General features: G+C 70.4%; 23 protein-coding genes and 1 pseudogene. 14 read left to right on the forward strand and 10 right to left on the reverse strand.

Annotated features, from left to right (window positions below; all coding sequences use genetic code 11):
- Positions 1-67: 67 nt before the first annotated feature.
- Positions 68-1,063: a thiamine pyrophosphate-dependent enzyme gene (locus L0H79_RS08030; RefSeq protein WP_301484093.1), complete on the reverse strand. Its 996-nt coding sequence runs from the start codon at positions 1,061-1,063 to the stop codon at positions 68-70.
- A 355-nt stretch (positions 1,064-1,418) separates the two neighbouring features.
- Entirely contained in the window at positions 1,419-3,575 is a 2,157-nt protein-coding gene (helR, locus tag L0H79_RS08035; protein WP_301484072.1) for an RNA polymerase recycling motor ATPase HelR, read from the reverse strand.
- Positions 3,576-3,746: 171 nt separating this feature from the next.
- Between helR and L0H79_RS08040 the strand changes: the two are divergent.
- A pseudogene (locus L0H79_RS08040) lies at positions 3,747-4,448 on the forward strand (MFS transporter); the annotation flags it as partial.
- A gap of 311 nt (positions 4,449-4,759) precedes the next feature.
- Here L0H79_RS08040 and L0H79_RS08045 read toward each other — a convergent pair.
- The 3 genes from L0H79_RS08045 to L0H79_RS08055 form a co-directional block, all read right to left on the reverse strand.
- Entirely contained in the window at positions 4,760-5,419 is a 660-nt protein-coding gene (locus L0H79_RS08045) for a response regulator transcription factor (protein WP_301484073.1), read from the reverse strand.
- On the reverse strand, positions 5,416-6,873 hold the full coding sequence (locus L0H79_RS08050; RefSeq protein ID WP_301484074.1) for a cell wall metabolism sensor histidine kinase WalK: 1,458 nt from the start codon (positions 6,871-6,873) through the stop codon (positions 5,416-5,418). The genes L0H79_RS08045 and L0H79_RS08050 overlap by 4 nt, the downstream gene beginning before the upstream one ends.
- A 62-nt stretch (positions 6,874-6,935) precedes the next feature.
- Entirely contained in the window at positions 6,936-7,316 is a 381-nt protein-coding gene (locus tag L0H79_RS08055) for a hypothetical protein (protein ID WP_301484075.1), read from the reverse strand.
- Positions 7,317-7,444: 128 nt separating this feature from the next.
- On the opposite strand from L0H79_RS08055, the gene L0H79_RS08060 reads away from it, so the two are divergent.
- Together L0H79_RS08060 and L0H79_RS08065 are read left to right on the forward strand one after the other, a co-directional pair.
- On the forward strand, positions 7,445-8,044 hold the full coding sequence (locus L0H79_RS08060; RefSeq protein ID WP_301484076.1) for a DUF4956 domain-containing protein: 600 nt from the start codon (positions 7,445-7,447) through the stop codon (positions 8,042-8,044).
- Positions 8,041-8,871, forward strand: a complete 831-nt coding sequence (locus L0H79_RS08065; protein ID WP_301484077.1) for a polyphosphate polymerase domain-containing protein — start codon at positions 8,041-8,043, stop codon at positions 8,869-8,871. The genes L0H79_RS08060 and L0H79_RS08065 overlap by 4 nt, the downstream gene beginning before the upstream one ends.
- 21 nt (positions 8,872-8,892) lie before the next feature.
- On the opposite strand, the gene L0H79_RS08070 is transcribed toward L0H79_RS08065, so the two are convergent.
- Entirely contained in the window at positions 8,893-10,245 is a 1,353-nt protein-coding gene (locus L0H79_RS08070) for a hypothetical protein (RefSeq protein ID WP_301484078.1), read from the reverse strand.
- 177 nt (positions 10,246-10,422) lie between these two features.
- Here L0H79_RS08070 and L0H79_RS08075 point away from each other — a divergent pair, with 177 nt between their 5' ends.
- The 3 genes from L0H79_RS08075 to L0H79_RS08085 are packed head-to-tail and all read left to right on the forward strand — an operon-like array spanning position 10,423 to position 14,830.
- On the forward strand, positions 10,423-11,154 hold the full coding sequence (locus L0H79_RS08075; RefSeq protein ID WP_301484079.1) for an HAD family phosphatase: 732 nt from the start codon (positions 10,423-10,425) through the stop codon (positions 11,152-11,154).
- Positions 11,151-13,580, forward strand: coding sequence for a glycoside hydrolase family 65 protein (locus L0H79_RS08080; protein ID WP_301484080.1), 2,430 nt, complete (start codon positions 11,151-11,153; stop codon positions 13,578-13,580). Before L0H79_RS08075 ends, L0H79_RS08080 begins: the two co-directional genes overlap by 4 nt.
- 41 nt (positions 13,581-13,621) lie before the next feature.
- Positions 13,622-14,830: a cysteine desulfurase-like protein gene (locus L0H79_RS08085; RefSeq protein ID WP_301484081.1), complete on the forward strand. Its 1,209-nt coding sequence runs from the start codon at positions 13,622-13,624 to the stop codon at positions 14,828-14,830.
- 255 nt (positions 14,831-15,085) lie between these two features.
- On the opposite strand, the gene L0H79_RS08090 is transcribed toward L0H79_RS08085, so the two are convergent.
- A complete protein-coding gene (locus L0H79_RS08090; RefSeq protein WP_301484082.1) occupies positions 15,086-15,871 on the reverse strand; it encodes a 2-oxo acid dehydrogenase subunit E2 in 786 nt (261 codons plus the stop codon).
- A gap of 185 nt (positions 15,872-16,056) precedes the next feature.
- On the opposite strand from L0H79_RS08090, the gene L0H79_RS08095 reads away from it, so the two are divergent.
- Positions 16,057-16,299 carry a hypothetical protein gene (locus L0H79_RS08095; protein ID WP_301484083.1) on the forward strand — a complete coding sequence of 81 codons (243 nt, stop codon included), beginning with the start codon at positions 16,057-16,059 and terminating at the stop codon, positions 16,297-16,299.
- A gap of 137 nt (positions 16,300-16,436) precedes the next feature.
- Here L0H79_RS08095 and L0H79_RS08100 read toward each other — a convergent pair whose 3' ends face one another.
- Entirely contained in the window at positions 16,437-19,826 is a 3,390-nt protein-coding gene (locus L0H79_RS08100; RefSeq protein ID WP_301484084.1) for a DEAD/DEAH box helicase, read from the reverse strand.
- Between the two features lie 236 nt (positions 19,827-20,062).
- Here L0H79_RS08100 and L0H79_RS08105 point away from each other — a divergent pair, with 236 nt between their 5' ends.
- The 3 genes from L0H79_RS08105 (at position 20,063) to L0H79_RS08115 (ending at position 22,937) form a co-directional block, all read left to right on the forward strand.
- Positions 20,063-20,602, forward strand: coding sequence for a DinB family protein (locus tag L0H79_RS08105; protein ID WP_301484085.1), 540 nt, complete (start codon positions 20,063-20,065; stop codon positions 20,600-20,602).
- Between the two features lie 256 nt (positions 20,603-20,858).
- Entirely contained in the window at positions 20,859-21,095 is a 237-nt protein-coding gene (locus tag L0H79_RS08110) for a hypothetical protein (RefSeq protein WP_301484086.1), read from the forward strand.
- Between the two features lie 108 nt (positions 21,096-21,203).
- Positions 21,204-22,937 carry a CocE/NonD family hydrolase gene (locus tag L0H79_RS08115; RefSeq protein WP_301484087.1) on the forward strand — a complete coding sequence of 578 codons (1,734 nt, stop codon included), beginning with the start codon at positions 21,204-21,206 and terminating at the stop codon, positions 22,935-22,937.
- A 94-nt stretch (positions 22,938-23,031) separates the two neighbouring features.
- Here the strand turns inward: L0H79_RS08115 and L0H79_RS08120 are convergent, their stop codons facing one another.
- Both L0H79_RS08120 and L0H79_RS08125 read right to left on the reverse strand, forming a co-directional pair.
- On the reverse strand, positions 23,032-23,517 hold the full coding sequence (locus L0H79_RS08120; protein ID WP_301484088.1) for an SRPBCC domain-containing protein: 486 nt from the start codon (positions 23,515-23,517) through the stop codon (positions 23,032-23,034).
- 1 nt (position 23,518) lies between these two features.
- Complete coding sequence (locus L0H79_RS08125; RefSeq protein WP_301484089.1) at positions 23,519-23,869, reverse strand: helix-turn-helix transcriptional regulator; 351 nt, start codon at positions 23,867-23,869, stop codon at positions 23,519-23,521.
- 144 nt (positions 23,870-24,013) lie between these two features.
- Here L0H79_RS08125 and L0H79_RS08130 point away from each other — a divergent pair, with 144 nt between their 5' ends.
- The 4 genes from L0H79_RS08130 to L0H79_RS08145 all read left to right on the forward strand — a co-directional run bounded on the left by L0H79_RS08130 (position 24,014) and on the right by L0H79_RS08145 (position 26,040).
- Complete coding sequence (locus tag L0H79_RS08130; RefSeq protein ID WP_301484090.1) at positions 24,014-24,637, forward strand: maleylpyruvate isomerase N-terminal domain-containing protein; 624 nt, start codon at positions 24,014-24,016, stop codon at positions 24,635-24,637.
- A gap of 142 nt (positions 24,638-24,779) precedes the next feature.
- Entirely contained in the window at positions 24,780-25,160 is a 381-nt protein-coding gene (locus tag L0H79_RS08135; protein WP_301484095.1) for a helix-turn-helix transcriptional regulator, read from the forward strand.
- 5 nt (positions 25,161-25,165) lie between these two features.
- A complete protein-coding gene (locus tag L0H79_RS08140) occupies positions 25,166-25,588 on the forward strand; it encodes a VOC family protein (protein ID WP_301484091.1) in 423 nt (140 codons plus the stop codon).
- A complete protein-coding gene (locus L0H79_RS08145) occupies positions 25,588-26,040 on the forward strand; it encodes a hypothetical protein (RefSeq protein ID WP_301484092.1) in 453 nt (150 codons plus the stop codon). The genes L0H79_RS08140 and L0H79_RS08145 overlap by 1 nt, the downstream gene beginning before the upstream one ends.
- Positions 26,041-26,320: the final 280 nt, after the last annotated feature.

A 26,320-nucleotide genomic window follows, 5' to 3' on the forward strand; every position in this document is an offset into this window, starting at 1 on the left:
CACTGTGTCTGGTGTCATCGCGTCTGGGGTCATCGCGTCTGGGGTCATCGCGTCTGGGGTCAGGGTCTCAGGCATGCTCGGACTCCTCTCGCCAGGCGGCCTTCTGTCGCGTCAGCTCGTCGGTGGGCTCGGCGAAGACGAGGTCGAACATCTCAGCGCCGGGGCGTGGGCCCAGTGCCAGCAGGCCGGTGCGGACGGTCTCCGCCTCGGCGGCTGCCGCGGTGTCGGCCGCGTCGAGCGTGGCGGTGTCGCAGATGTCTTCGGCGATCAGCCGCTGACGCAGGCTCACGACCGGGTCGGCGCCGGCGTCGGCTCGTTCCTGCTCGAGGGTGCGATAGCGGCCCGGGTCGTCGGACGTCGAGTGCGGCCCGCGGCGGTAGGTCATCGCCTCGACGATGACCGGGCCGTGACCGCTGCGGGCGTGGGCGACCGCGCGCCGGGTCGCCGTGAGCACCGCCTCGGCGTCGTTGCCGTCGACCTGCAGGGCCGGGATGCGGTAGCCCGCGCCCCGTGCCGCGACGCTGCCGCCGGCCACCTGCTGCTCGGTCGGGACGGAGATCGCCCAGCCGTTGTTCTGGACGAAGAACACGACGGGAGCCCTGAAGACGGCGGCGAAGTTCATCGCCTCGTGCACGTCGCCCTGGCTCGAAGCGCCGTCACCGAGGTAGGTGATCGCGACGCCGAGATCGCATACCGGCGACCCGCTCGTGGCATCGGCTGCTGCACGGGCGCGGAGCGTCTGTCCGTGCGCCCAGCCGACCGCGTGCAGGACCGACCCGGCGACGACCGCCTGAAGCGGGGCCACATGGGTGCTCGCGGCGTCCCAGAGGCCGCCGTGCCAGGTGGCCAGGTGGCTCGACATGTACTCGACCATGTCGACACCGGCGGCTCGGGCGACGCCCATCTCGCGGTAGGTCGGGAAGACGAAGTCACGGGTCAGGTCGAGGGCGAGGACCGAGCCGACCTGTGCGGCCTCCTGACCGAGTTCGGGGGCATACGCGGGCAGGATGCCCTGGCGCTGCCAGGCGATCGCCGACACGTCGAGGTGCCGGACCGCCGTCATGAGGCGGTAGAGCTCGAGCAGCTCGGCGTCGGGGACGGCGGGCAGCGGCGTCCATGGCGCCCACCCGGTCGCGTCGCGGCGGGCAGGGGCCGGGACGGTTGCTGTTGTCTGCATAAACCTACGGTAGGCGTGATAGGCAAACTGTGCAACGGACACAATCTTTATTGCACAGTCTGTTCAGTCTGAAAGATGCAGGCCGAGAGTCATCGGGCAACGTGTGGGCAGTCGCAGGTGCGTACGCAAGAACACAACAAGTCCCGACGGGAACAGCCGCTCGTGCGTAGGCGGAGCGGGCAGGGCGGACTTGTTGTGTCCGTACGTACACGGCACCGTGCTACCCGGCACGAGCTGACGGTCAGCCCGGGGATGGCCCGAGGACGACCAGCTGGCCGGTGGCCCGGGTCATCGCGACATAGCGGTCGACCGCCCCCTCGATGCCCGTGCCGAAGGACTCGGGGTCGAGCAGCACGACGAGGTCGAACTCGAGTCCCTTGGCCAGCTCAGCCGTCAGCGACCGCACCCATGACGTGGCCCGGAACGTGGGGTCGCCGATGACGCAGGCGACCCCCTCGGCGTGGGTCTCGAGCCAGGCCGCGAGGATGCCGTCCCGCTCCGCGGCGCACCCGTGCCGGACCGGGACGCCGTTCTCGCGAATCGAGGTGGGCACGTTCGCATCCGGGATCGCGGCCCGGATGACCGGTTCGGCCGCCGCCATGACCGCGGCCGGCGTGCGATAGTTGATGCCGAGGGTGGCGAGGGTGACTCTGTCCAGCCCGATCCGCTCGAGCCGCTGCTCCCACGTCTCGGTGAACCCATGTCGGGCCTGGGCCCGGTCGCCGACGATGGTGAGGCTGCGCGATGGGCAACGCGAGAGCACCATCTGCCACTCCGCGTCGGTGAGCTCCTGGGCCTCGTCGACGACGATGTGGGCGAACGGGCCTGCCAGCAGGTCCGGTTCGGGCCGCAGCAGCGTGGCGTCCCCCACCAATGCGTCCTGCAGGTCCGCGCCGCGCAGCATGGACATGACGTGCATCTCCGAGTCGTCGGTGGCGACGAGGTGCTCGACGACCCGGTCCATCTCCTCCCGTTCCGCGGCGAGGGCCGCCTCCTGTCGGCGCCGACGCCTCGAGGCCTCGGGGTCCCCGAGTCGCTGCCGGGCGGCGTCGAGCAGGGGCAGGTCGCAGAGCGTCCAGGCTTGGGGGTCGGCCCGCTGCAGCAACCGGACCTCGTCACGAGACAGCCACGGAGCGCACCTGTGCAGGTACGCGGGCACCGACCAGAGGTCACCGACGAGGTCGGTCGCCTCGAGGATCGGCCACGCCCGGTTGAGGGCGACGCTCAGCTCCTCGTTGCGCACTAGGCAGGCCCGGACCCGTTCGGGCGGGACGTCATCCGCCTCGTGCCTGTCGACCAGGATCGCGAGCAGCTCGTCCCGGATGTCGTCGCGGGCCTCGTTGTGTGGGGTGCCCGGCGCGGGTGCGCGGAACGCATCGGCCCAGTCCTCCGGGCTGACCCACACCGAGGACCAGTCGGTCTCGATCGCCATCCCGTCGGTCGGCGGTTCCTCGTAGAGCCGGGCCGCCGGCTCGATCGCCGTGACCATCTCGGCGCTCGCCTTCAGGCGCGCCACCTCCGGGTCGGCCTCGATGCCGGCCGAGACTCCCTCGGACACGAGGTCGCGCAGCGTGCAGGTCTGCACGCCCTCCTCGCCGAGGCCGGGCAGCACGTCACCCACATAGGCCAGATAGGGCTGGTGTGGGCCGACGACAAGGACGTCGCCGCGGTGATGGCCGAGGCGTGGGTCGGAGTACAACAGGTATGCCGCCCGGTGCAGCGCGACGACCGTCTTGCCTGTCCCGGGCCCGCCGTCGACCACGAGCGCGCCGCGCGACCCTGCGCGGATGATGGCGTCCTGGTCGGACTGGATCGTGGCGAGCACGTCACGCATCCGCGCCGACCGGTGGCCGCCGAGGCTCGCGATGAAGGCCGACTGGTCGTCGAGCGCGGCACGCCCCTCCAGCCCTTCAGCGGTGAAGACCTCGTCCCAGTAGTCGCTGACCCGCCCGCCGGTCCAGCGGTACCGTCGGCGCCGGGCCAGGCCCATCGGGTTGCCGTGGGTCGCGCCGAAGAACGGCCCGGCCGCCGGGGTGCGCCAGTCGAGCAGCAGCGTGTGTCCCTCGTTGTCCCGCAGGCCGATCCGCCCCACGTAGACAGGTTTGGGCTCGTCGGCCAAGACCATGTGCCCGAGACACAGGTCGAGGCCGTAGCGACGCAGCACCCGCAGACGGGCGCTGAGCCGGTGCACCTCCTGGTCGCGGTCCAGGGCCCGCTGGCCCGACCCGGTCGGGGCCCGGCGCGCGACGGCCAGACGGTCGGTGAGGCCCGCGATCGTCCGGTCGAGACACTCTGCGAGAGCAGCGAAATGGGTCTCGTCCGCACCGATGAGAGCAGGCTCGGTCTTGGCGGTGAGGCGGTCGGGCAGGTCGAACGCAGTGGTGGGCAGCGCAGTCATGGCAGCACTTCCGATCGTGCAGAGGGAGGCCAGACCGGCAATTCTGAGACAACCAGGGGGTCTTGCCGCAAGACCCCCGGTGCGCTATAGATTAGAAGTGGAGAGGAGGGGGAGGTCCTCTCCTTCTTCCATCCTCTCCTTCGTGCATGTCGGCTTCCGTCGCACACGATCCACGGGGCGTCCGTCTACCTGCTTTCCGTCGTCGGCGGCTACGCGGCAGACCGGCTCATCGCCGCTCGCCGCTCGACCCTCTACGGACGGGTCGTCATCATGGCGGGCCACCTCAGCCTCGCGGTTCCGGCGACCGCCACCGCGTGGCTCGGCATCGCCCTCGTCGCGCTCGGCACCGGCCTGCTCAAGCCGAACATCTCCACGATGGTCGGCTTCCTGCGCGAGAAGTGGGGCTACCACGCCGGCTTCTCGGCCGCCGCCGTCGGGACCTTCGGCTTCGTCGCGGAGGCGCTCATCATGAGCGCCTATGTCGAGCGGCTCCCCCGTCGTGCCTGGTTGCCGATCGGTGCACTCACGACGATCATCGGTGCGCTCATCGTCGCCTATGCCGGCACCCGCGTCTGGCAGTCCTTCATCGGTGCCATCATCATCTTCGCCGGGTTCAACCTGTGGGTCTCGCCCACCTACGCGCTCACGGCGGAGTCCTTCCCGACCCGCGCCCGCACGACCGGCTTCGCCATCGTCGACGGGGTCGGCCACATCGGTGGCGGCATCGGCGTGCTCGTGATCGCCCCGATCCTGCCGCATCTGCCGGTGGTCTGGGCCCTGCTGTTCATCTCCGGATTCCTCGTCGTATCAGCGATCCTCGTCCAGTTCGCCCCGTACACGCGGGGTCGGCACCTCGACCACATCTCACCCTGAGCGGTGCGCGCGTCGCGGGCTGAGCGCCCGGGTCGACGTCCGGGTCGGGAATACTCTCCACGGGTTGTGCGCTGTGCCGGGTGAGGCGGCGCAGCCGCATTCTCGTCTCGTGCCCGATGGCGTGCTCGGAGAGCAACCGCAACTGGCACCAGGAGGCCACCTACATTGAGTGAGTTCATCGCATGGATCGGCGAGGTCATCAGCCGCTACGACATGGTCGACCGCGACTCGCTGTTCCACATCTAGGACGCTGACGAAGCCCCGTCACGAGACATCGTGACGGGGCTTCTCGTGCATCGGGCGCGGCGAGGTCAGGGCACCAGGCGGTAGCCGATGCCGCGGACGGTCTCGATCCGGTCGTCCCCGAGTTTGCCGCGCAGGTAGCGGACGTAGACGTCGACGACGTTGGAGCCCGGGTCGAAGTGGAAGCCCCACACCCGGCTGAGCAGCTGCTCCCGGGTCAGCACCTGGTCCGGGTGGCGCAGGAAGGTCTCGAGCAGCCCGAACTCCCGGGCGGTGAGCTCGACCTGCCGACCACCCGTCGCCGCGCGGCGGGTGCGCAGGTCGAGGGTGAGGTCCCCGCTGCGCAGCACGATCTCCTCCGGCTTGGCGGTGCTGCGCAGCCGCAGCCGGATGCGGGCGAGCAGCTCGTCGAAGGCGAACGGCTTGCGCATGTAGTCATCCGCCCCTGCATCGAGGCCCGCGACGGTGTCGTCGACCTCGCCACGAGCGGTGAGGATGATGACCGGGATCTCGTGGTGCTCCCCCCGGAGCCGGCGCAGCACCGAGAACCCGTCGACCTCGGGCAGACCGATGTCGAGGATGAGCAGGTCGAACGCGCCGCTGCTCGCCAAGGCATAGGCGGCTGACCCGTCATTCGCGATCTCGGTCGTGAAGCCGTTGCGCCGCAGGCCCTTGTCGAGGAACGCCGCGATGCGCTGCTCGTCCTCGGCGATGAGAATCCGGTTCATGGCTGCTCCTGCCTGTGCTCGGCCCGCGAGTCTTCCACGGGAAGTGGCTGGGTCACGGCCGGAGCCGGCTGGGTCGGTAGCGCGAGGCGCGGGTAGGTTGCGACCGCACCGAGTGGCAGCTCGAGGGTGAAGGTCGCTCCCGCGCCCGGCGCGCTGGTCAGCTCCACCCGGCCATTGTGGCCCTGCGCTATGGACGTGACGATCGCCAGCCCAAGCCCGCTGCCTGACCGGCCGGACTCCCCGGCCCCGCGCGTATGCCGCTCGAAGATTCGGGACATCTCCTCTCGAGGCACGCCGGTCCCTTCGTCTCGAACCCACAGCCGGATGCGGTCACCGGCGACGGACGATCCGACGGCGATGGTCTGGCCGTCGGACGTGTGCTTCATGGCGTTGGCGATCAGCTGCATGAGCGCTTGGGTCAGCCGGTGCTCGTCGCCGGGAAAGTCGGTCTCGGCCAGGTGGTCGACGAGCCAGCGTCGATCGCCGAGGGGCCGGGCCTTCGCAACGACCTCGATGGTGAGATGGGCTGCGTCGACCAGGCCGAGCCGCACGAAGCCAGGTTCCTCCGACGCGGCAAGGGTCGTCAGGTCGTCGACGAGCCGGTGCATCCGGTCGATCTCGTCGAGGACGAGCCCTCGGGTCTCCTCGAGCTCATCCGGGTCGTCGCTCATGAGCTCCAGGTGGCCGCGCACGATGGTCAGTGGCGTGCGCAGCTCGTGCCCGATGTCGTGCAGGAACGCGCGCTGTCCGGTGAACGCGGCCTCGAGCCGGTCGAGCATCGAGTTGAACGTCCGGGCAAGCGCCGCGACGTCGTCGTCTCCTCGTACGTCGATGCGACGGCTGAGGTCGGACTCGCTGATCTGCTGAGCGGTGCTCCGGACGAGCCGGATCGGTGCGAGGATCCGGCCGGCGACGAACCAGCTCGCCCCCGACGCGAGGAGCAGGGCAGCCCCGGCCGACAGGGCGAGGAGCACGGTGGTGTCGCGGGCGGTCTGGCGTTCTCCGCGAGCGAAGACCCCGATGACGAGCGCCGCCTCGCGGGGGTCGGCCTCGACCTGCACCGGGATCGCTGCGAGGTGGACCGGCCCGACCGCGGTGGGCACCACCCGGGTCCCGGGCTCGTGTGCGGCGGCAGCCCACTCGACGATGGCCGGATCCAGGTCGAGCCGAGTGGGTGGGGGGAAGGGGCTGCGCTGGGCCGCCGCCCCGTCGACTACCGAGAAGAACGTCTCGTCGAAGTCCGGGACATTGGTCCGCAGGAACGCCGCGAGGAAGGCGTCGACGTCCTCGTAGGGCTTGCCCGTTGCGGGGTCGAGCGCCGACGCCGCGTAGGTGCGCAGCTTCGCCGCCTCGTGGGTGAGCTCATCGGCGAGGGTGGCGTCGGCTCGGGAGAAGAGGACCGCGCTGACCAGGGCGACCAACCCGGCGAGGGCCAGCGCCAGTGCCAGGCTCATCAGCCCGACGAGGCGGGCTCGGGTGCTGCGTGGCGCGGGCTCTCGTCCGCGGGTGGCGCTCGTCAGTCGTCGCACGGGTCGTCGTCGACGTCGTCCGCGTCGTCGTCCGGATCACTGTCCTGACCCGCCGGGCAGGCGATCGTCGGGTTGGCGGGGACCGCTCCCGGCGCCTGCCTGGGCGGCTTGGCAGGCTGTGGCGCTCTGCTGGGCGGCGCAGCCGGTTTCGCAGTGGCGGTCCCGGTCGACGGCCGCGCAGGTGCCGTCGGCGGGGCAGATGTGGTGGGCCGGGTGCTGGGCGTCGCAGGAACCGTCGGCTGGACCAGGACAGCGGGCCCGAGATCGGGCGTGCTGGGCCGGACGAGCAGGCTGGCCAGGACCCAGATGACGGCAGCGGCCACCGGCACGACCAGCAGGATCGAGAGCGTGACGCGCAGGTGCCGCATGACTCTACTGTGCCCGAAACCGGGCCGGACGCCAGCCCTCGAATCGATGAGAGTCCTCTCATCGAGGCCTCATCGGCATCCCACGAGCGGCCGCCAGAGTGGTCCTCAGACAGCAAAGGAGACACCCCATGACGACGATGACCATTGCCATCCTCACCGATCTGATCGCCGCGACCGTGCTGGCGGTCGGCCTCTACTACCGCCGCCACCGCCGCCGGGACCTCATGTTCGCCTACCTCGCCCTCAACGTCGGGGTCCTCGCCGTCGCCACCGCGCTCGGCTCGGCCCAGGCGGGCGTCGGACTCGGCCTCGGGCTCTTCGGCGTCCTGTCGATCATCCGGCTCCGCTCCGACCCGATCAGCCAGGCCGAGGTCGCCTACTACTTCTCGGCGCTCGCGCTCGGCCTCATCGCAGGTCTCGCCCCGATCGCGTGGTGGGCGACCCCGGCCTTCTCGGTGCTGCTGCTCACGGTCGTCGTCGTCGCGGACCACCCTCGCTGGGCGCGTCGGTCGCACACCCTCACCCTTACCCTCGACACCGCGATCCTCGATCCGGCCGAGCTCGAGAGCACGGTCGCATTCACGGTCGGTGGGCGCGTCCAGCGCCTCGACGTCCGCGAGGTCGACCTCGTGCGCGACGTGACCGTCCTCGAGGTCGTCTACGTCCCGGTCGACGGGATGCAGCCGCGGCACACCCCGGTGCAGGTGCCGTCCCTGGTGGCGTCATGAGCACGCTGACGGCTCCGCCCCCCCGGGCTCGGGGGACAGGTCCGGCCGGGTCGGGCAACCCGCCCGCCGACCGCCACCATCTGGCGCGGCTCGGTGCCGACCTTGAACCGATCACCCTCGCCGAGCTCGCCGAGGGGTCGGACCTGCAGACCCGCGTCGACCAGAAGTACCTCGTCCCGCTCTCGGTTCTCGACGTGCTCGTCGAGACGCTCGGCCCCGACCTGCGCGTCCTCGAGATCGACGGCCGGCGGGTCTTCGGCTACGAGTCGATCTACTTCGACACGCCCGACCTGCGCCTCTTCCGCGACCACGCGCAGGGTCGTCGGATCCGGCACAAGGTGCGCACGCGGCTCTACGCCGACTCCGGCCTGACGATGCTCGAGGTCAAGGCCAAGGGCGGGCGCGGCGAGACGGTCAAGCACCGGCTGGACTGGCAGCGCGAGGACCTGCTGCGGATCCACTCCGGCGGGCGTGAGTTCGTGGGCAGCCATCTCGCCGGCCGCCCCCAGGTCGAGGACCTGCGGCCGGTGCTGCGCAGCCGCTACCGGCGCATGACGCTCGTGCACGCCGCAGGTGGGCTGCGGATCACCTGCGACGCCGACCTGGAGTTCGAAGGCCCGGGCGACGGCACGGTTGTCATCCCACCGGGTCGGGTGCTGCTCGAGACGAAGTCGGAAGCGGGGCGCAGCGCCGCTGATCGGCTGCTGCGATCCTGCGGCCAGCGGGACGTCCTGGTCAGCAAGTACTGTGCCGGCGTCGCGCTGACGACCGGCGTCCGGGCGAACCGGTGGCACCGGACGCTGCGCCGCTACCTCACCACCCCGTGACCGCAACGTCGGCGGACGGGCTCAGACCAGCTCGCCGAGCGGCATGGACCGGTGTGCCCGGGGCGGGAGCATGAGGTTCTGCCGGTGCGTCGTGTCGAGGAAGCCGGTGAACCCGATGTCGTCGTCGGCGAGGTGGTAGCGGTCCTGGTGGTGGATGCTGTCCATCTCGAGGCGCATCAGCTCGAAATGCTGTGACGACGGGCCGAAGCCGATGAAGTGCACGCCCGCCCGGGGGCGTGAGCTCATCGGCTCGTCGGTCGAGAAGCCGAACGGGTTCTCCACGGTGTTGAAGTCCTGGCGCAGGAACATGACGGTGCCGCGCGGCAGCTTCTCGCCATAGGCCGTCGTCGTGTCCTCCTTGAGCCGCGACAGGAACTGCATCTGCTCGTTGTGGCCGAGCACTCCTGTCTCGGCGTCCTTGTCGCGCTGCTCCTCGAAGGTGACCGTTGCCGGCGACTGGTCGGGCGAGAGCACGTCGGGCCCTTCGGTGCGCCGCGGATGGAACACCCGAGCGAGCCGGTCCTTGTGAGTGAGCTCGTACCACCGGTCCAGCTCGATCCCGATGTGCGACAGGTGCATCGCGGTGCCCCCGGCGAAGTAGTCGTCGGCCGTGACGTTGGTGTAGCCGGGCAGCGTCTCGAAGCTCGGCAGGTTGCCCCCGGCCAGCCCGTCCTTGTGGCTCGAGGTGAAGCCCATGAAGAGCATCGCCCCGGCCGGGACGTGCTCGGCACCGGGGATGCCCATCCGCTGGCCGACGACCGCGGGCATGCCATGCCCGGCGAAGCCGCGCCGCATCGAGGTGACCGACATCAGGTCGCCCACGAACGTCCCGTCCGCGGGGATGCCGTTGAGCTCCTGCTCGCCAGGACGGAACAGGGCGCCGATGACCCGGTCGATGTGGTCGCGGTAGTCGCTCTTGAGGTGGAAGACGACGTCCTGCTGCTCGAGGACGATCGACTCGGGATCCTTCGGGAAGCGGATCGAGTCGACGATCGCCCACTCGCCCTCGCTGCCGGGCAACGCCGAGCGGGGGAAGAGCTCGTCGGTGACCGACGCGGGGATCCGCTCGCGGAAGTAGGGCAGCCCGTAGGCGACCTGGAGGAAGATTCCTGACGGTCCGAGCGGATAGACGCGCTCGACCGTGGCCAGCGCGGCAGCCAGCCGCTGCTGAGCCGCCCGCAGAGTGTCGTGGTCGTCGGGAGGGAAGCTGAGCTTCGCCGTGACGACGGCGTGCCAGAGCGGGACGACAGCGACGGGCACTCCGACGTGGTCCTCCTCGGTGACTCCGGGGAGCTCGTACTGCGTCTTGGGGGGATCGAGGACCACTCGCTTGGAGTAGTCCACCACACCGGTCCAGTCGAACTCGTCACTCATCTCTCGCCTCTCGTGACCATCAGTGCCCATCTCCTTGCAGGCTACGCCCGGGCGCAAGTGTCGGGTCAGCCCGTCTGGGCCGTATGCCGCTCAGCCCGCCCCGCGCGCAGGTCGCCTCCGCACGGAGCCGGGTGAACGGCATACGGCACAAGCGTCCTCACGGGCTATGGTGGCCGGGTGGGTGTCACGCTAGGTCTGCCGGAGCAGATCCGCGCCTGCCTGTTCGACCTCGACGGGGTGCTGACCCGCACCGCTCTGGTGCACCGCGCGGCGTGGAAGGAGACCTTCGACCCGCTGCTCGCGGCGGCCGGTCAGGCGCCGTTCACCGAGGAGGACTACCTGCGCCACGTCGACGGGAAGAGACGGCTCGACGGGGTGCGCGACTTCCTCGCCTCGCGTGGGCTGGCCCGCCCCGAGGGTGACCCAGACGACCCTCCGGATCAGGACACGGTCGCCGGCATCGGCAACCGCAAGAACGCGCTGCTGCTGCGGCGCCTTGCCGCGGAGGGCGTACACGTCTATCCGGACTCGGTTGCCTACCTGCGGGCGGCGCGCGACGCGGGCCTTGCCGTCGCCGTCGTCACCGCGTCCGCCAACGCCGGGGCGGTGCTGCGGGCCGCCCACCTCACGGACTACATCGACGCACGCATCGACGGCGTGGTCGCCGCACGGGATGGTCTGGCCGGCAAGCCGGCCCCGGACACCTTCCTCGCCGGGGCCCAGGCCTTGGGGGTCGAGCCGGCCCAGGCCGTGGTCTTCGAGGACGCGCTCGCGGGTGTGGCCGCCGGCCGGGCGGGCCACTTCGGATTCGTCGTCGGGGTCGACCGGGCCGGACAGGGCGAGGCGCTCCAGCGGTCGGGCGCGGACCGTGTCGTCACCGATCTCACTGAGCTGCTGGAGGATTCGTGAACGGGGTGACGGACGGGCCGGACCCGTGGCGGCTCACGTGGGGGCCCGACGACCTGCAACAGCTGGCCGTGACCGAGTCGCTGTTCACCTTGGCCAACGGCCACATCGGGCTGCGCGGCTCCCTCGATGAGGGCGAGCCGCGGGTCCGGTCGGGCACCTACATCAACGGCTTCTACGAGGAGCGTCCCCTGCCGCACCCCGAGGCCGGCTACGGCTTCCCGGAGTCGGGCCAGACCGTCGTGAACATCACGGACGGCAAGCTGGTCCGTCTCATCGTCGGCGACTCGCCGTTCGACACCCGATACGGCACGGTGGACCGTCACGAGCGGTTCCTCGACCTGCGGACCGGCATCCTGCACCGCACCACCGACTGGACCTCGCCGGTCGGAGCCCGGGTGCGGGTCACCTCGCAGCGGCTGGTGTCCTTCGCCTACCGCACGATCGCGGCCATCAAGTACGAGGTGACCCCGCTCGACGGTGACCTGTATCTCGCCATCCAGTCGGACCTGATCGCGAACGAACCCCCGGACGGCGGCACGGGCGATCCGCGGGAGGCGGCGGTGCTGGAGTGCCCCCTGCAGAGTGAGCTCGGTGAGCGCGCCGTGGACCACGCCGTCCTGGTCCATCGCACCCCTAAGAGCGGCCTGCGCGTCGCCGCCGGCATGCGCCATGTCACGGCCGGGCCGGAGCAGATCAGCCGGCAGCTGACCGTCGACCCCGACCTGGCCCGGCTGACCGTCGCGGCGTCGGTGCGGCGCGGCGAGAGCCTGCACCTCGTCAAGCTGCTCGCCTACGGCTGGTCGCACCGCCGGTCGGCACCGGCACTGCGGGACCAGGTCGACGGCGCCCTCACGGTGGCCGGGCTCATCGGGTGGGACGGGCTGGCCACGCGGCAGCGCGAGTTCCTCGACGACTTCTGGCGGGCGGCCGACGTCGAGATCGACGGTGACGCCGAGCTGCAGCAGGCGGTCCGGGTCTCGACGTTCCACGTCCTGCAGGCCGGGTCGGGGAGCCAACGTGACGCGATCCCGGCCAAGGGCCTGACCGGTCCGGGATATGACGGCCACGCCTTCTGGGACACCGAGACCTTCGTCCTGCCCGTCCTGACCTACACCTTCCCCCAGGCGGCCCGGGGCGCGCTCATCTGGCGTCACCGGACTCTCCCGATGGCACGGGCCCGTGCCGAGGTGCTCGGCCTGCGGGGTGCCGCCTTCGCCTGGCGCACGATCAACGGGCAGGAGTGCTCGGGCTACTGGCCCGCCGGTACCGCCGCCTTCCACCTCGCTGCGGCGATCGCCGATGCGACCGCGCGGTACGTGGCGGCCACGCAGGACGAGGAGTTCGAGCGGCGGTATGGCGCCGAGCTCCTTGTCGAGACGGCGCGCCTGTGGATGTCGCTGGGGCACTTCACCCGCTCCGGCGACTTCCGCATCCACGGCGTGACCGGGCCGGACGAGTACACGGCTGTCGTCGACGACAACGTCTACACGAACCTCATGGCGCAACGGAACCTGCGCGAGGCCGTGCAAGCCTGTGGGCGGTGTGTCGAGACGGCGGCCCGCCTCGGGGTGACCGATCACGAGATCACCGAGTGGCGCGCGGCTGCCGACGCGGTCTACTTCCCGTATGACCGTGCGCTCGGAGTGCATCCCCAGTCAGAGGGGTTCACCCGGCACGGTGAGTGGGACTTCGAGCGGACACCACCGGAGAAGTATCCGCTCCTGCTCCACTACCCGTACTTCGAGCTCTACCGGAAGCAGGTCGTCAAGCAGGCCGACCTCGTGCTCGCGCTCCACCTGCGCGGTGACGCCTTCACGGCAGATGAGAAGGTTCGCGACTTCGCCTACTACGAGGCGCGGACGGTGCGTGACTCGTCCCTCTCGGCGGCGACCCAGGCGATCATCGCCGCGGAGGTCGGGCACCTGCAGCTCGCCCACGACTACTGGGCCGAGACGGCCTTCAGTGACCTGCACAACCTCTACGGCAACGTCAACAGTGGCCTGCACATCGCGGCGCTGGCCGGCAGCTGGATGGTCGCCGTGGCCGGGTTCGGTGGGATGCGCGACCACGACGGCGAGCTGACGTTCGCACCGAGGCTGCCCCCGATGCTGAGCCGTCTGAGCTTCTGCATGCGCTTCGCCGGCCGGGTTGTCGACGTGGAGATCCGGCGCGTGGCAGACCGGCCCAGTGGTGACCCAGCAAGTGGTGATCGAGCCCGTGGTGGTTCGGACGACCCACCGGCCATCGTTGCCGGTGAGCAGACCGTGACCTACCGGCTGCTCGAGGGCGAGCCGCTGCAGACCCATCACCACGGTGAGCAGGTCCTGCTGCGGACCGGCGAGCCGGTCACCCTCGACGTACCGGCGCTGGGCAGGGTGGCCCCGGTGACCCAGCCGCCGGGGCGGCAGCCGGCGGGGCGGCGGTGAGCCCACTCCTGGTCTGCCACAGGGGGCTGGGACACTGTGGCATGCGCTACGACGTCGACGCGACCAGAGACCGCTTCCCCGCGCTCGCCGACGGGACGGCCTTCTTCGACGGCCCCGGTGGCACGCAGACCCCCGACGTCGTCGCCGAGGCGGTGGCCGCGACCCTCGTGTCGGGGATCTCCAACCGAGGCGAGGTGAGCGCAGCGGAGCGACGGGCCGAGGGGGTCGTCCACGCTGCGCGCGACGCCGTCGGCGACCTGCTCGCCGTCGACCCTGACGGGGTGGTGTTCGGCCGGTCGGCGACCGCGCTGACGTTCCTCGTCGCGCGGACCCTGGCTCGCGGCTGGACCGTGGGCGACGAGGTCGTCGTGAGCCGGCTCGACCACGACGCCAACGTCAGGCCATGGGTCCTGGCCGCCGAGGCTGTCGGGGCTAGCATCCGGTTCGCCGAGTTCGACCCAGCCAGTGGTGAGCTGACCGCTGCCGACGTCGCCTCGGTCGTGGGCTCGCGCACGAAGGTCGTCGCCGTCACGGCCGCCTCGAACCTCATCGGGACACGTCCCGACCTGCCGGCCATCGCCAAGGTCGCGCACGACGCCGGGGCCCTCTTCTACGTCGACGGCGTGCACGCGACGGCGCACGTGTCGGTCGACGTGGCAACAGAGGGGGCCGACTTCTGGGTCTGCTCGCCGTACAAGTTCCTCGGGCCGCACCATGGGGTGCTTGCGGCCGCCCCGGCACTGCTCGAGAGTCTTCGGCCCGACAAGCTCGTCCCCTCGACCGATGTCGTACCGGAGCGGTTCGAGCTCGGCACCCTGCCCTATGAGCTGCTGGCGGGCACCACCGCAGCCATCGACTTCCTTGCCACGCTGGCCGAGGAGGCCGCGGGGTCGACCCGTCGCGAACGACTGGTTGCCTCCTTCGCCGCGCTCGACGAGCACGAGAAGCGGCTGAGCGACAGGCTTGAGCACGGTCTGCGCCGGATCGACGGAATCCGTCGGCACAGCAACGCCGCCCGGCGAACCCCCACGATGCTCATGACCTTCGACGGCCATGACGTGCAGGACGTCCGGCGCCGGCTCGCGGATCGGGGCGTCAACGCCCCCGCCGGGCATTTCTACGCCTGGGAGTGCAGCCACCACCTCGGTCTCGGCGCCACCGGCGGGCTGCGGGTCGGTCTGGCGCCATACACCAACGACTCCGACATCGACCGGCTCCTCGAGGGGCTCGCCGAGGCAACCCGACCGTAGGCCGGGCGCACCGTCCGGCCGCGGCGACACCCGGACCCTTTCGGCCTTTGCGCGATGAACCCGCCGCGGCGGCCCGGGTCTGTTCCATGCCACGCAGCGCACGCCGCGTCAGGACGGGACGTGGGCCGGCACGTCGAGTCGGGTGGCCGTGTCTCGGACCTGTACGCCGGGGCGCTCGCGGGCTACGCGCAGTCGATCTCTTGAAGTCGGGGGGAGAGTCAACGCGGCGTCGCTCGATGCCGAGCACGAGCTGGGTCAACCGGATTCGGCAAGCCCGCTGGCTGACTCGATCAGTTCGGCCAGCCGCCGGGCGAAGCGGCCGGCCGCGGCACCATCGACGATCGCGTGGTCGACCGAGACGGTGACAGCGAGCAGTTGCCGTTCCTCGAGCCGCCCCTCCACGTAGGCGGGCCTGCACGCGACGCCTCCGACCGTGATCATCAACGTCGCCGGTCCGACGGGGATACCCCACCCCCCGGTCGGACCGAACATGCCGATCGAGCTGAGCGCGACGGTGCCGCCGAGCTTCTTGAACAGCCTCGGCTCATCCAGGACGACCCGCCAGGCGAGTGTGCGCAGCGCCCGCGGCAGGCTGAGAAACGTCAGCGTCCGCCGATACCGGCGTTCGGACTCAACGTCAGAACCCTGCGCCGAGCGGATCTCGTGAGTCAGGTCCTCGACGCTCCTGCGGTTGGCCGCCCGGACAACCAGCGACTGGACTATGCGCTGTCCGGCGACCTCGGCCTCGATCTGGGTGTTGACGTCGACGTCGTGGAACAGGATCAGCCGGTTGCGCCGGCGGTAGGCGTGCAGAACCTTGTTCTCGTCGACCGCGCGGGCCACAGCGTGCAGCACGAAGGCCGTGAAGGAGATGTCCTCACCGGCCGCTCTGCGTGCCTGCACCACCCGCCGCGGTTCGGTCACGTCAATCTCGAAGAGTCCATGGATGATGTCCTTGCGCCGGCTGGCCGTCAGGATGTCTGTATAGGCACGGCGGACCTTGAGGAACGGCCGGGTCTCGTACGCGGACACTCCCTGCATGACAACCTCCTCATGGTGCGTGACCACGCTAGGCACCACGCGAAGAGCGAGGCAGTGCCAAAGGTCCCGTGTCACACCGGCAAAGCCGACGCCAGGCGCGTCGATTCGTCGGCGCCGTCAACCGGGGGATCGCCACGGCTTCGGACCCCTGGCCACGGCCTGACCTACCATCGAGCACATGCGGTGTGCCCACCGAGTGGGCTTGGCGCGACGTGTGCCTCGCGGTGCTCGGTGAGGCGGACGAGACGGAGGCCCGGATCCTGCGGCAGCTGCTCGGTGACGTCCTGATCGACCACGACGTGCCCAAGCGCGAGGCCCGGCAGGTGCAGCAGGCGATCGGGAAACCGGACGACGAGCTGGCCTTCGGCCTCGAGGAGGGCAGCAGCGCAGACGAGGTGTCCGCCGTGATCTGGCCATGGTCTGCCTGACCCACCGGATCCACCAGCGTCTCTACCACTGATCCGGGACTGACGAGGCCGTTCCCGCTGCCGGTCCTATCCCCTCATCGGCCTTGCACAGGCACCCACGCGAGGCCGACCTGGCGATCCTCGGTGGTACCGCGCGGTCATCCCTCGAGCAGCCCCCGGATGTCGTCTGCACTCAGCGGTGCCCCCATCAGCCCGCCGTCGTCGACGACCCGCGCGAACAGGTCACGTTTGCGCTCCTGCAGGGCGACGACCTTCTCCTCGATGGTCCCCTCCGAGACGAGGCGGTAGACCATGACGGTCTTGTCCTGCCCGATTCGGTGAGCCCGGTCGACGGCTTGGGCCTCGACGGCAGGGTTCCACCACGGGTCGAGGACGAAGACATAGTCGGCCTCGGTGAGCGTCAGGCCCGAGCCGCCCGCCTTGAGGCTGATGAGGAACACGGGCGCGTCGCCCTCGGTGAACTCCGCGATCCGCTTGGGGCGGTTGCGTGTGCGCCCGTCGAGGTAGACGTGCTCGAGGCCCTCGGCGACGAGGCGTTGCCGCACGATGCCCAGGAACCGCGTGAACTGGCTGAAGACCAGGCAGCGGTGTCCCTCGGCGGCGACCGAGACGAGCTGGTCGAGCAGGGCGTCGACCTTGCTCGAGCGGATCCTCGACGAGGCTTCCGGCTCGACGAGGTGCACGTCGAGACTGAGCTGGCGCAGCTTCGTCAGCGCGGTGAGGATCGCGATCCGGTTGCGGTCGACGTCGTCGAGCAACCCCAGGATCCGCTGTCGCTCGCGGTGCAGGTGTGTGTCGTAGACCCGGCGGTGCTGGGGGTTCAGGGTCACCGGGACTAGCTGCTCGACCTTGGGCGGCAGGTCGACGGCGACGGACTCCTTCGTGCGTCGCAGCATGAGCGGACGGATCCGGCGGCGCAGCGTGGCGAGCAGCTCGGGCGACTCGCCCGACTCGATCGGCTTGCGGTAGAGCTCGCCGAAGCGCTGCGGGGTCGGGAAGAGGCCGGGCGCGACGATCGAGAGCAGTGCCCAGAGATCCATCAGGGAGTTCTCCAGGGGCGTGCCGGTGATGGCGAGCTTGACCGGGGCCCGCAGCCGGCGGGCCACCTGGTAGGTCTTCGACTGGTGGTTCTTGACGAACTGGGCCTCGTCGAGCACGAGGCCGCCCCACTCGTGCCCGGTGTAGTGCTCCTCGTCGATGCGGAACAGTGCATAGGACGTGACGACGACATGGGCGCCGTCGATGGCGTCGGCAAGCGAGAGGCCGGACCTGTGCATGGTCTGCGTGACCGCAGCGACGGTCAGCTTCGGTGTGAACTTCTCGGCCTCCCGCAGCCAGGCACCGACGACGCTGGTCGGGGCGACGACGAGCAGGGGAGCCTCGGCGGTGAGCAGGCCGTCCTCACGCGCCCGCTCGGCCATGGTGAGGGTCTGCAGCGTCTTGCCCAGCCCCATGTCGTCGGCCAGGATGCCGCCCAGCCGGTGCTCCCGGAGGAACGAGAGCCACTGGTATCCGTCCAGCTGGTATGGCCGCAGCGTCGCGTCCAGCGCCGACGGCGGGTCGGGGTGCGGCAGCTCCTCCAACGCGAGCAGGGCACCCACGGACTGTGCCCACCGCTCGCTCTGGTGCGCGACGACCCCGAGCGCGACGAGCTCCTCCCACAGGCCCGCCTGGTAGCGGTTGATGCGCAGCCCCTCCGACTCGTGGTCCTGCAGCGCACGGGCCTCCTCGACGATGCGGCGCAGGGCGTGCAACTCGGGAATATCGAGAGGGAACCACGTGCCGCTGCCGAGGATGAGCTGCTCGTCGCCGCGGCCGAGTGAAGTCAGCAGTGACGCGAGGGGGACCTCCTCGCCGGCGACGGTGACGACGATGCCGAGGTCGAACCAGTCCTCCTGCGGCCCGTCGTCTCCGGCGAGGCCGGTGCCCAGGTCGAGATCGAGCTCACCCTGGGGCGCCGGCTCGAGGTCGTGGGTCGACACGGTCACGACGGGTGTGCAGTCGGCCTCGGTGTAGTCGAGCGGGGTGCCGACGACCGTGACGTCGATGTCGTGGCGCTCGAGCAGGCCCGGCAGGACGTCACGGACGAACGCGACGGTGGCCCAGCCCTCGAGAACCGGGTCGACGACGACGCCGAGCCGAGTCCTGCCGGGCCGCGGCACGCGCAGGCCTGGCGCACCGTCGAGCATCTCGAGGCTCTCGAGGAGCGCCTCCTCCGCCGCGGCGTCGCGGACCATCGCGAGCGCGTCGGCAGGTGCGCCGGGTGCAGCGCCGGCCGGCAGCAGCGGCGCGTCGGTGCTCTCGTGGCCCACCGTGTAGCGGAACGTCCAGCGCAGCCGGGTGCGATGGTCATCCTCGAAAGCGACGTGCACGGCGAGACGCGGGGGCTGCACCGCCGGGAAGTCGACGCTGCCGTCCGGCGACTCGACCGTTGCTCGCTGGCGCAGGGCGGGATAATAGTGCGTGAGGAACCGATCGGCGTCGGCAGCGGGAATCGTCAGAGTGCCGACGTTGCCGACGAGGGTGGCCAGCGGAGCGGTGAGGGTGTGGTCGAGCCGGGCGAGCGTCAGACCGGACTGGGCCTGGACGAAGACGCCATGGGCCGGCGCGCCGACCGGGACCGGCGCACCTTCGACGCCTGGGATGCGGAGACGGGGCCGCACGGTGAGGTCGCCCGATGCGCTCCTCGTCGTGTCGATCAGGACCGTCGCCGGATCGTTCGCGATCCGGGCCTCTCGCGCCCCTTTCTGGCCGGTCACGAGGGTGACCCCGGCGGCGCTGGCGTCCTCGAGCAGCCCCCAGATGCGGGGCCCCACCTGGTCGGCCGAGATCCACTGGCTGGCGCTGTAGTAGGACGAGGAGCGGACCCGCTCGGCCGTATAGATCGCCGCCAGGGCCTCGCGGTGCACGGGATTGACCCGCCGCCCCGTGTACGAGTACTGCAGGTCGGCCCAGCTGATGCCGGTGCGGATCCACCCGCCGCTCGCGCCGGGGACGAGCGGGCGGAGCTGGAGGCGTGGTATCGACCCACCGCCGGGTCGTGAGTCGCGCACGACGTCGATGAGTAGCGCGAGCGGTGTCGTGTCCGGCGCGCCGGCCGTGTGGTCCTCGGCGTGTAGAACCGGGTCGAGCAGGGCCTGCCAGCTCGGGGCGGCCACGCCTCGACCGGCCGCGCCGCGGGCCGGGTCACGTCGTGACTGGGCCTCGAGGACGACGGCCACGACGTGCTTGCAGCTGTACTCCATGGGACAGCTGCAGTCGCTTGACAGCTCGACCTCGATGCCGCTCACGAAGGGGTTGCTCCCGTCGCACTCGGGGGTCACGATCGTCGTGTAGCGCTGGGTGCCCTGGACGGTCGCAACGAGGGACTCGCCGTCCGGGCCGTAGCTCAGGTCACGGACGGCACGTCTGCGCTGGTAGGTGACGCCGCGTCGCACCGTCGTCGTGCCGAACAGGTTCTCGAGGTCCGACCGGCTCAGCTTCCGGACCCACTCCGGCGGCTGGTCGGTCACGGTCACCACTCGCATGTGCCACACTCTCGTCCCCGGCCTTCAGACCGGTCTCGCTTCGTCCCGCACGCAGCATAGGAGCGGGTGGGGACAGTCGAGCGGTGCGACTCGCGTATCCGCGGGTTTTCGGTCCGCTGCCCGACGCGAGGATCGCCTCGCCCCTCTCACTCCCGCCCGTCCTACTTCCACCCGCCCCACCCGTCTCACCAGCGTCATCATTGCCGCCCGCACCCCTACCGCGGTTTGATCAAGGGATGAGCGACCGCTGGACGACCCCCGAGAAGGACCCGCGCACGTACGGCAACCCGGTCGGCGAGCTGGAGACCTACCGTGAGTACCTGACGAACTACCGGCTCACGATCGAGCTGAAGTGCGAGGGGCTCGGCCCCGACGACCTCGCTCGCCGATCCGTGCCCCCGAGCACCCTCAGCCTGCTCGGGCTGATCCGGCATCTCGCCCAGATGGAGAACCACTGGTTCCAGCGTGTCCTGCAGGGCCGCACCGCGGGACCCCGTCTCTACAAGAGCGCAGACGACCCGGACGGCGACTTCGCCGGTGCCACGGCCGATCCGGCGACCGTGCAGGAGGCGTTCGCGACCTGGAAGGCCGAGATCGCCAGCGCCGACGAATGGCTCGACGGTCAGGCCGGCGCCGATCTCGGCGAGCAGATCGCCGTGCACGACGGGACGGCGTCGATCCGGGACATCCTGGTCCACGTCGTCGAGGAGTACGCACGTCACGCGGGCCATGCCGACCTGCTCCGCGAGTGCATCGACGGCCGCACCGGGCAGTAGCCTCCGACCGGCACCCGTGGCCGGTAGGCCGCCCAGTCGGCCCCCGTGCACGGGCCATCGTCCGCGTGGGGCTGAGTCAGCGGCATACCGCCGTATGAGCGCACCGTCCGAGGCGGCCTCACCGCTCGGGCGAGATCGGCCAGTGACGCTCCGGGCATCGGCCGCCAGACCGCGGTTCCGTGGGACGACCCCTCTCCGGCCGCGCGCCGACCCTGCCTGCTCGACATGCCCAGGCCGCCGGGATAGTGGTCGTTCGGTGGCACCACGTCGCGGCGAGGTGCCCGTCCGTAGGCTGTCCGTGCCGGCCCGGGCCGCCGCCGAGGGGGACCGTCGCGATCTCACCCACGCCGACGTCCACGGGCTGGTGCGCCGCGAGGCCGACGACCTGAGAGCTGCCGCCGGCCATCTCGAACCGCACGATCCCGCCGAGGCCGAGGTCAAGCGGCGCCAGGCGGCGGCCCTCGAGCTGCTCCTGCGGCGCCACTCGCCCTGAGCCCGGACCTGCGCCTTGTCCCTTGCGCCGCCCGGATCCCCCGGGTCACGGGTGGTCCGTGTGTCCCAGCCGCGCGGCGTACGGTCGGGGGAGAGGGAGGAATCGTCGTTGGCACGTGAAGCCCAGTCCCGCAGGCCGTTCAGCGGATCGGCGGCTGCTGCCCGTGGCTACTCGAGGCGAGCCGGAGCCCGCGTGGTCGACGCGTTCTTCGGACTCGAGCGAGGCACCCACCGGTCCGTTGTCGTGCGGGACCTTGCCACGCCGATGCCCGACGGCGTCAACCTCATGGGGGACCTCTACCGACCGGCCGACGTCGAGGGTCCGCTGCCGGTCGTGCTCATCAGGCTGCCGTACGGCAGGAATGGACCCTTCAAGGTTCTCTTCGGGTCCCTCTATGCGCGCCACGGCTTCCAGGTGTTCATCCAAGCGATCCGGGGGACCTTCGGCTCCGGCGGCCAGTTCCGGCCGTTCACCACCGAGCACGAGGACGGGCTCGCGACGGTCGAGTGGGTGCGGGACCAGTCGTGGTGCGACGGTCGCGTCGCCATGGCCGGCGCCAGCTACTTCGGCCACACCCAGTGGGCCGTCGCTCCGTACGTCGACCCCCCGCTCGAGTGCGTCTCACCCCACATCACCGCCGCTCGGATCGGTGCCGCCTTCTACGACAACGGGGTGCCGCAGCTGCAGAACGCCCTGCAGTGGAGTGCCCAGGTCGGCCGGCAGGAGTGGATGAGCTTCTCGGTCCAGATGGCGACGACCTCGGCCTACGTGAGCAGGGCCCGCCGCGCGATGCAGCGCCTGCCCGTCCAGGCCCTCGACGTCGCGGTCGCCGGAGCGCCGGTCGCCTTCTGGCGTGACTTCGTCGCCCACGCCGGCCCGGGTGATCACTTCTGGTCCGGCTCGGACCACTCCGGCGCCGACCTGAGCCGGATGCCGCCGACCAGCATGGTCACCGGATGGTGGGACCCGTTCGTGCGCGAGCAGCTTGCCGACTACTCGGCACTGCGGGCCGCGGGCGTGCCGGCGAGGCTCGTCGTCGGCCCGTGGCTGCACGGCGACCGCGACGAGTTCACCACGATGCTCCGGACGGACCTGGCCTGGCTCGGGAGTCATCTGAACGGTGAACCGACCCCGTCCGGCCCGCCGGTCCGGATCAACCTGCAGCCGACCGACACGTGGCTCGAGCTCGAGACGTGGCCCCCTCCCTGCGCACAGAGCCACTTTGAATACCTCGGCGGCTCAGGCTCGCTCGCCGGTCTTCCACCTACTGACCCGGTCCCACCAAGCCGATTCACCTATGATCCTGCGGATCCGACGCCCAGCGTGGGTGGCCCGATACTCACGCCCCCCTCGAAGCAGCAGAACAACGCAGCACTCGAGGGTCGTGGCGACGTGCTCGTCTTCACCGGGGAGCCCCTCGCCGCGGACCTCGATGTCGTCGGCCGCGTGCGTGCTCGGATCCATCTGCGCGCGGAGCACCCCTATGCGGACCTGCTCGTCCGGGTGTGCGACGTCGACGAGAGGCAGGTGTCCCGCAACGTCGTCGACGGTATCCGCCGCCTCGACCCGGCCACCGTCCCTGCCCCCGACGCCACGATCGGACCGGACGGGGTCCTCGCGGTCGACCTCGAGCTCTTCCCGACCGCCTACCGCTTCCGGGCAGGGCATCGGTTGCGCGTCCAGGTCGCGGGCGGCGCGTTCCCGCGCTACGCGCGCAACCTCGGCACCGGTGAGCCCTTCGGCACCGGGACGGCGATGCGGACCAACACCGTCGAGATCCTCCACGACACGCAGCACCCTTCGCACGTCGAGCTGTCGGTGCTTGCGGCGCCAGTGAGGTGAGCGGCATACCCGATGCGTATGCCGCTCAGCCCGCTGCTCCACGAGCCGCTCCCTCCCAGCCGGACCCGTTCGTAGAGCGGGTGCCCGGAGTGGCTCAGGAGGCGAGGAAGGCGTCGATCTGGTTGATGGCCAAGGTCGCTCCCTCCTCGATGCCCATCTCAAGGACCTGCGCCAGCCCCTCGGCGGTGTCGTAGGAGCTGAGGAAGGTCGCGCGCGTCCCACCGTCCTGCGCGTCGAACGAGTAGATGTTGTGGGAGATGGGCAGGTCGGGATTCGGGTTGAAGTCCTGGTCGGCGAAGCCGTCGTCGAAGGCGAAGCGGCTCGGCTGGTCGACGGCCGTGATCAGCCACCAGCCGGCGAACTTCTCGCCGTCGGGGCTGGTCATGTAGTACGTCGAGCGCGCGCCGACCGTGAGCGTGTGGTCGACGAAGGTCGCGGGGTAGGCCGGCGGGCCCCATACCTGCTCGAGCTGGCGTGGGTCGGCGTAGAGCGCCCACACCCGCTCGACGGGGGCAGCGAACTGCGCGGTGATCGTGAGCCGGAGGTTGTCGATGTCCTTGGTGAGGTCGATGACTGGCATGTCAGTTCTCCTTGTCGGGGGCATGGTGGCCCAGTAGTGCCTCGATCCGCTCGATGCGGCCGCGCCACACGTCTTCGAGCTCGGTGAGCATCGAGGCGACGGCGCGGACCGCTTCCACGTCCCCGCTCGCGAGCTGCTCCCGGCCGTTGCGGCGTTTGGTGATCAGTCCGGCGCGTTCGAGGATCGCGGTGTGCTTCTGCACCGCGGCGAAGCTCATCTCGTACTTCGCCGCGAGCGCGGTGACCGAGTGCTCTCCGGCGAGCACGCGACGCAGGATGTCGCGCCTCGTCCGGTCTGCGAGAGCGTGGAAGAAGGCATCCGCCCGATCCTCGCTCGTCTCGTTCACATCCATAACATACAACCAAACGGTTGTATGTTGTCAAGAGCCGCACATCCTCGAGGTGGGTGCCCGCTTCCACCTCGCAAGGCACCTGAGCCCGTGCCTGGGGCTGGGTTTCCGGGTCAGCGGGCCGGCCCGAGGTGCTAGGAAGGGACCATGTCCGAGCCAGCCGCTGACACCGCTCGCTTGTATCTGCAGGCCGCCACCACCTTCGCCGACCTCGTCGAGAAGATCGACCTGACCGCCTATGGAGACCCAGGGCTCGGGGTGTGGGACGTGCGCGGACTGGTGGGGCACACCAGCCGGGCCCTGGTCACCGTGCTGACCTACCTCGATCAGCCGGCCGACACTGAGGCGAGCGATTCGCCCGAGCGGTACTACGCCCTGGCTGCGCGCCAGGCGACCGATCCCGACGCGATCGCCGAACGCGGTCGTCGCGCGGGTGAGGATCTGGGGGCCCAACCCGCCGAAACGATCCGTGACCTCGTCGAGCGCACGCGCACGAAGGTTGGCCTCGCCGATCCGGACGCGTTGATCACCGTGATGGGCGGTGGCATGCGGGTGCGCACCTACCTGTCGACCCGCATCTTCGAGGTGGTCGTGCACAGCTACGACATCAGCGCCGCCACCGGCGTCGACGTCACCTTCCCCGAGCCGGTGCTCGTCCACGCCGCTCAGCTCGCGGCCCGCATCGCGGTGACCCTCGGTGAGGGACGATCTGTCCTGCTCGCGTTGACCGGCCGAGGTCAGCTCCCTCCCGGCTTCACGGTCGTCGGCTAGCCTCCCTGCGCGTCTCGGCGTGCCCGCCGGCTGCCGACCTGTACGCCCGACAGGCCCCTGCCGTGGGACCATAGGATCCGTGGGTGTTCCTGGGCGGCCGGACGTCGCGACGCTGGTGCTGTTGCGCCGGGTGCGGGACCGCATGGACCGCGAGTATGCGCAGCCGCTCAATGTCGAGTCGCTGGCGCAGGGTGTGCATCTGTCGGCGGGTCACCTGTCGAGACAGTTCAAGCTGGCCTTCGGCGAGTCGCCGTACTCGTACCTGATGACGCGCCGGATCGAGCGGGCCATGGCCCTGCTGCGTCGCGGCGACCTGACGGTGACGCAGGTGTGCTTCGCCGTGGGGTGCCAGTCACTGGGCACCTTCAGCACCCGTTTCACCGAGCTGGTCGGGGTTCCGCCGAGCGTCTATCGCGACGGTGGCGCGTCATATCGGCCGGGGATGCTCCCGTGCATCGCCAGGCACGTCATGAAACCGGTCAGGAATCGAGAAGCGGTGCCGCCCCCGGCCTTCGTATCGTGAACCCCATGGACGTGACGATCGCATCGAGTTTCCTGCCGCAGGTCGATCCGGAGGCATCCATGGCCTTCTACCGGGACGTGCTCGGCTTCGAGGTTCGCCTGGACGTCGGGTACGGCGACATGCGGTGGATCACGGTCGGCCCCAAGGACCAGCCGGACACCGCGATCGTCCTGCACCCTCCGGGGGTCGGCAACGACATCACCGACGACGAGCGGGAGACGATCCTGGCGCTGATCGCGAAGGGCACCTATTTCGGGATCAACCTCGCCGCGGACGACCTCGACGAGACGTTCGCGGCGATCGCGGCATCGGGCGTCGATGTCGTCCAGGAGCCGATCGAGCAGGACTACGGCGTCCGCGACGCCGCCGTGCGGGACCCCGCGGGCAACCTCATCCGAATCCAGCAGCGTGCGAAGGAAGATCACTGATGGCAGACAAGCGCGATACCGGCGAAGAGGGCTTGAGCACCGCCGAGCGGGGTGCGATCAAGCAACGGGCCGCCGAGCTGCGGGAGCAGGCCAAACCGGCCAAGGGCGCGGCGAAGAAGGAGCGTGAGGCGCAGGCCTGCGCCGATGCGATCGCCGCGCTGGAGGGCGCCGACCGGAAGATCGCGGAGCGTCTGCATGCGGTCGTGACGCAGGAGGCGCCGCATCTCGATCCGAAGACCTGGTACGGGTTCCCGTCCTATGCGCGTGACGGCAAGGTCGTGGTGTTCTACCAGCCCGCCTCGAAGTTCGGCACCCGCTACGGATCCATCGGGTTCAACGAGGACGCCCACCTCGATGACGGCGCGTTCTGGGCGACCGCGTTCGCCGTGCTCGAGGTGACCGACGAGGTCGAGCAGCAGCTGCGCACACTGGTGAGGGCAGCCGCCGGGTGACGCACCGACGGTGCCGTCGCACCCCCGAGGAAGCTGGCACCGGCTGAGGATCGTGACCTCGCACTCGACGACGTGCGTCGTGCGAGACGGTGTCCGCTGGTCGGTGATGCACTGCTGCCCCCCATGTCCTGATGAGGGAGGTCCCCCCGGCGTCTTGCCTGCGGCGAGGAAGGTGGCCTTGATCGGGACCTGCACGCGGCCCGACTCGTCCGCGTAGCGGCCGAGCAGTTCCTCGGTCCCGGCGACGATGAGAGCATGGGTCTTCGGGGTGATCCGTTCG

The sequence above is a fragment of the Intrasporangium sp. genome (genome assembly GCF_030452765.1).
Lineage (GTDB): Bacteria > Actinomycetota > Actinomycetes > Actinomycetales > Dermatophilaceae > Intrasporangium_A.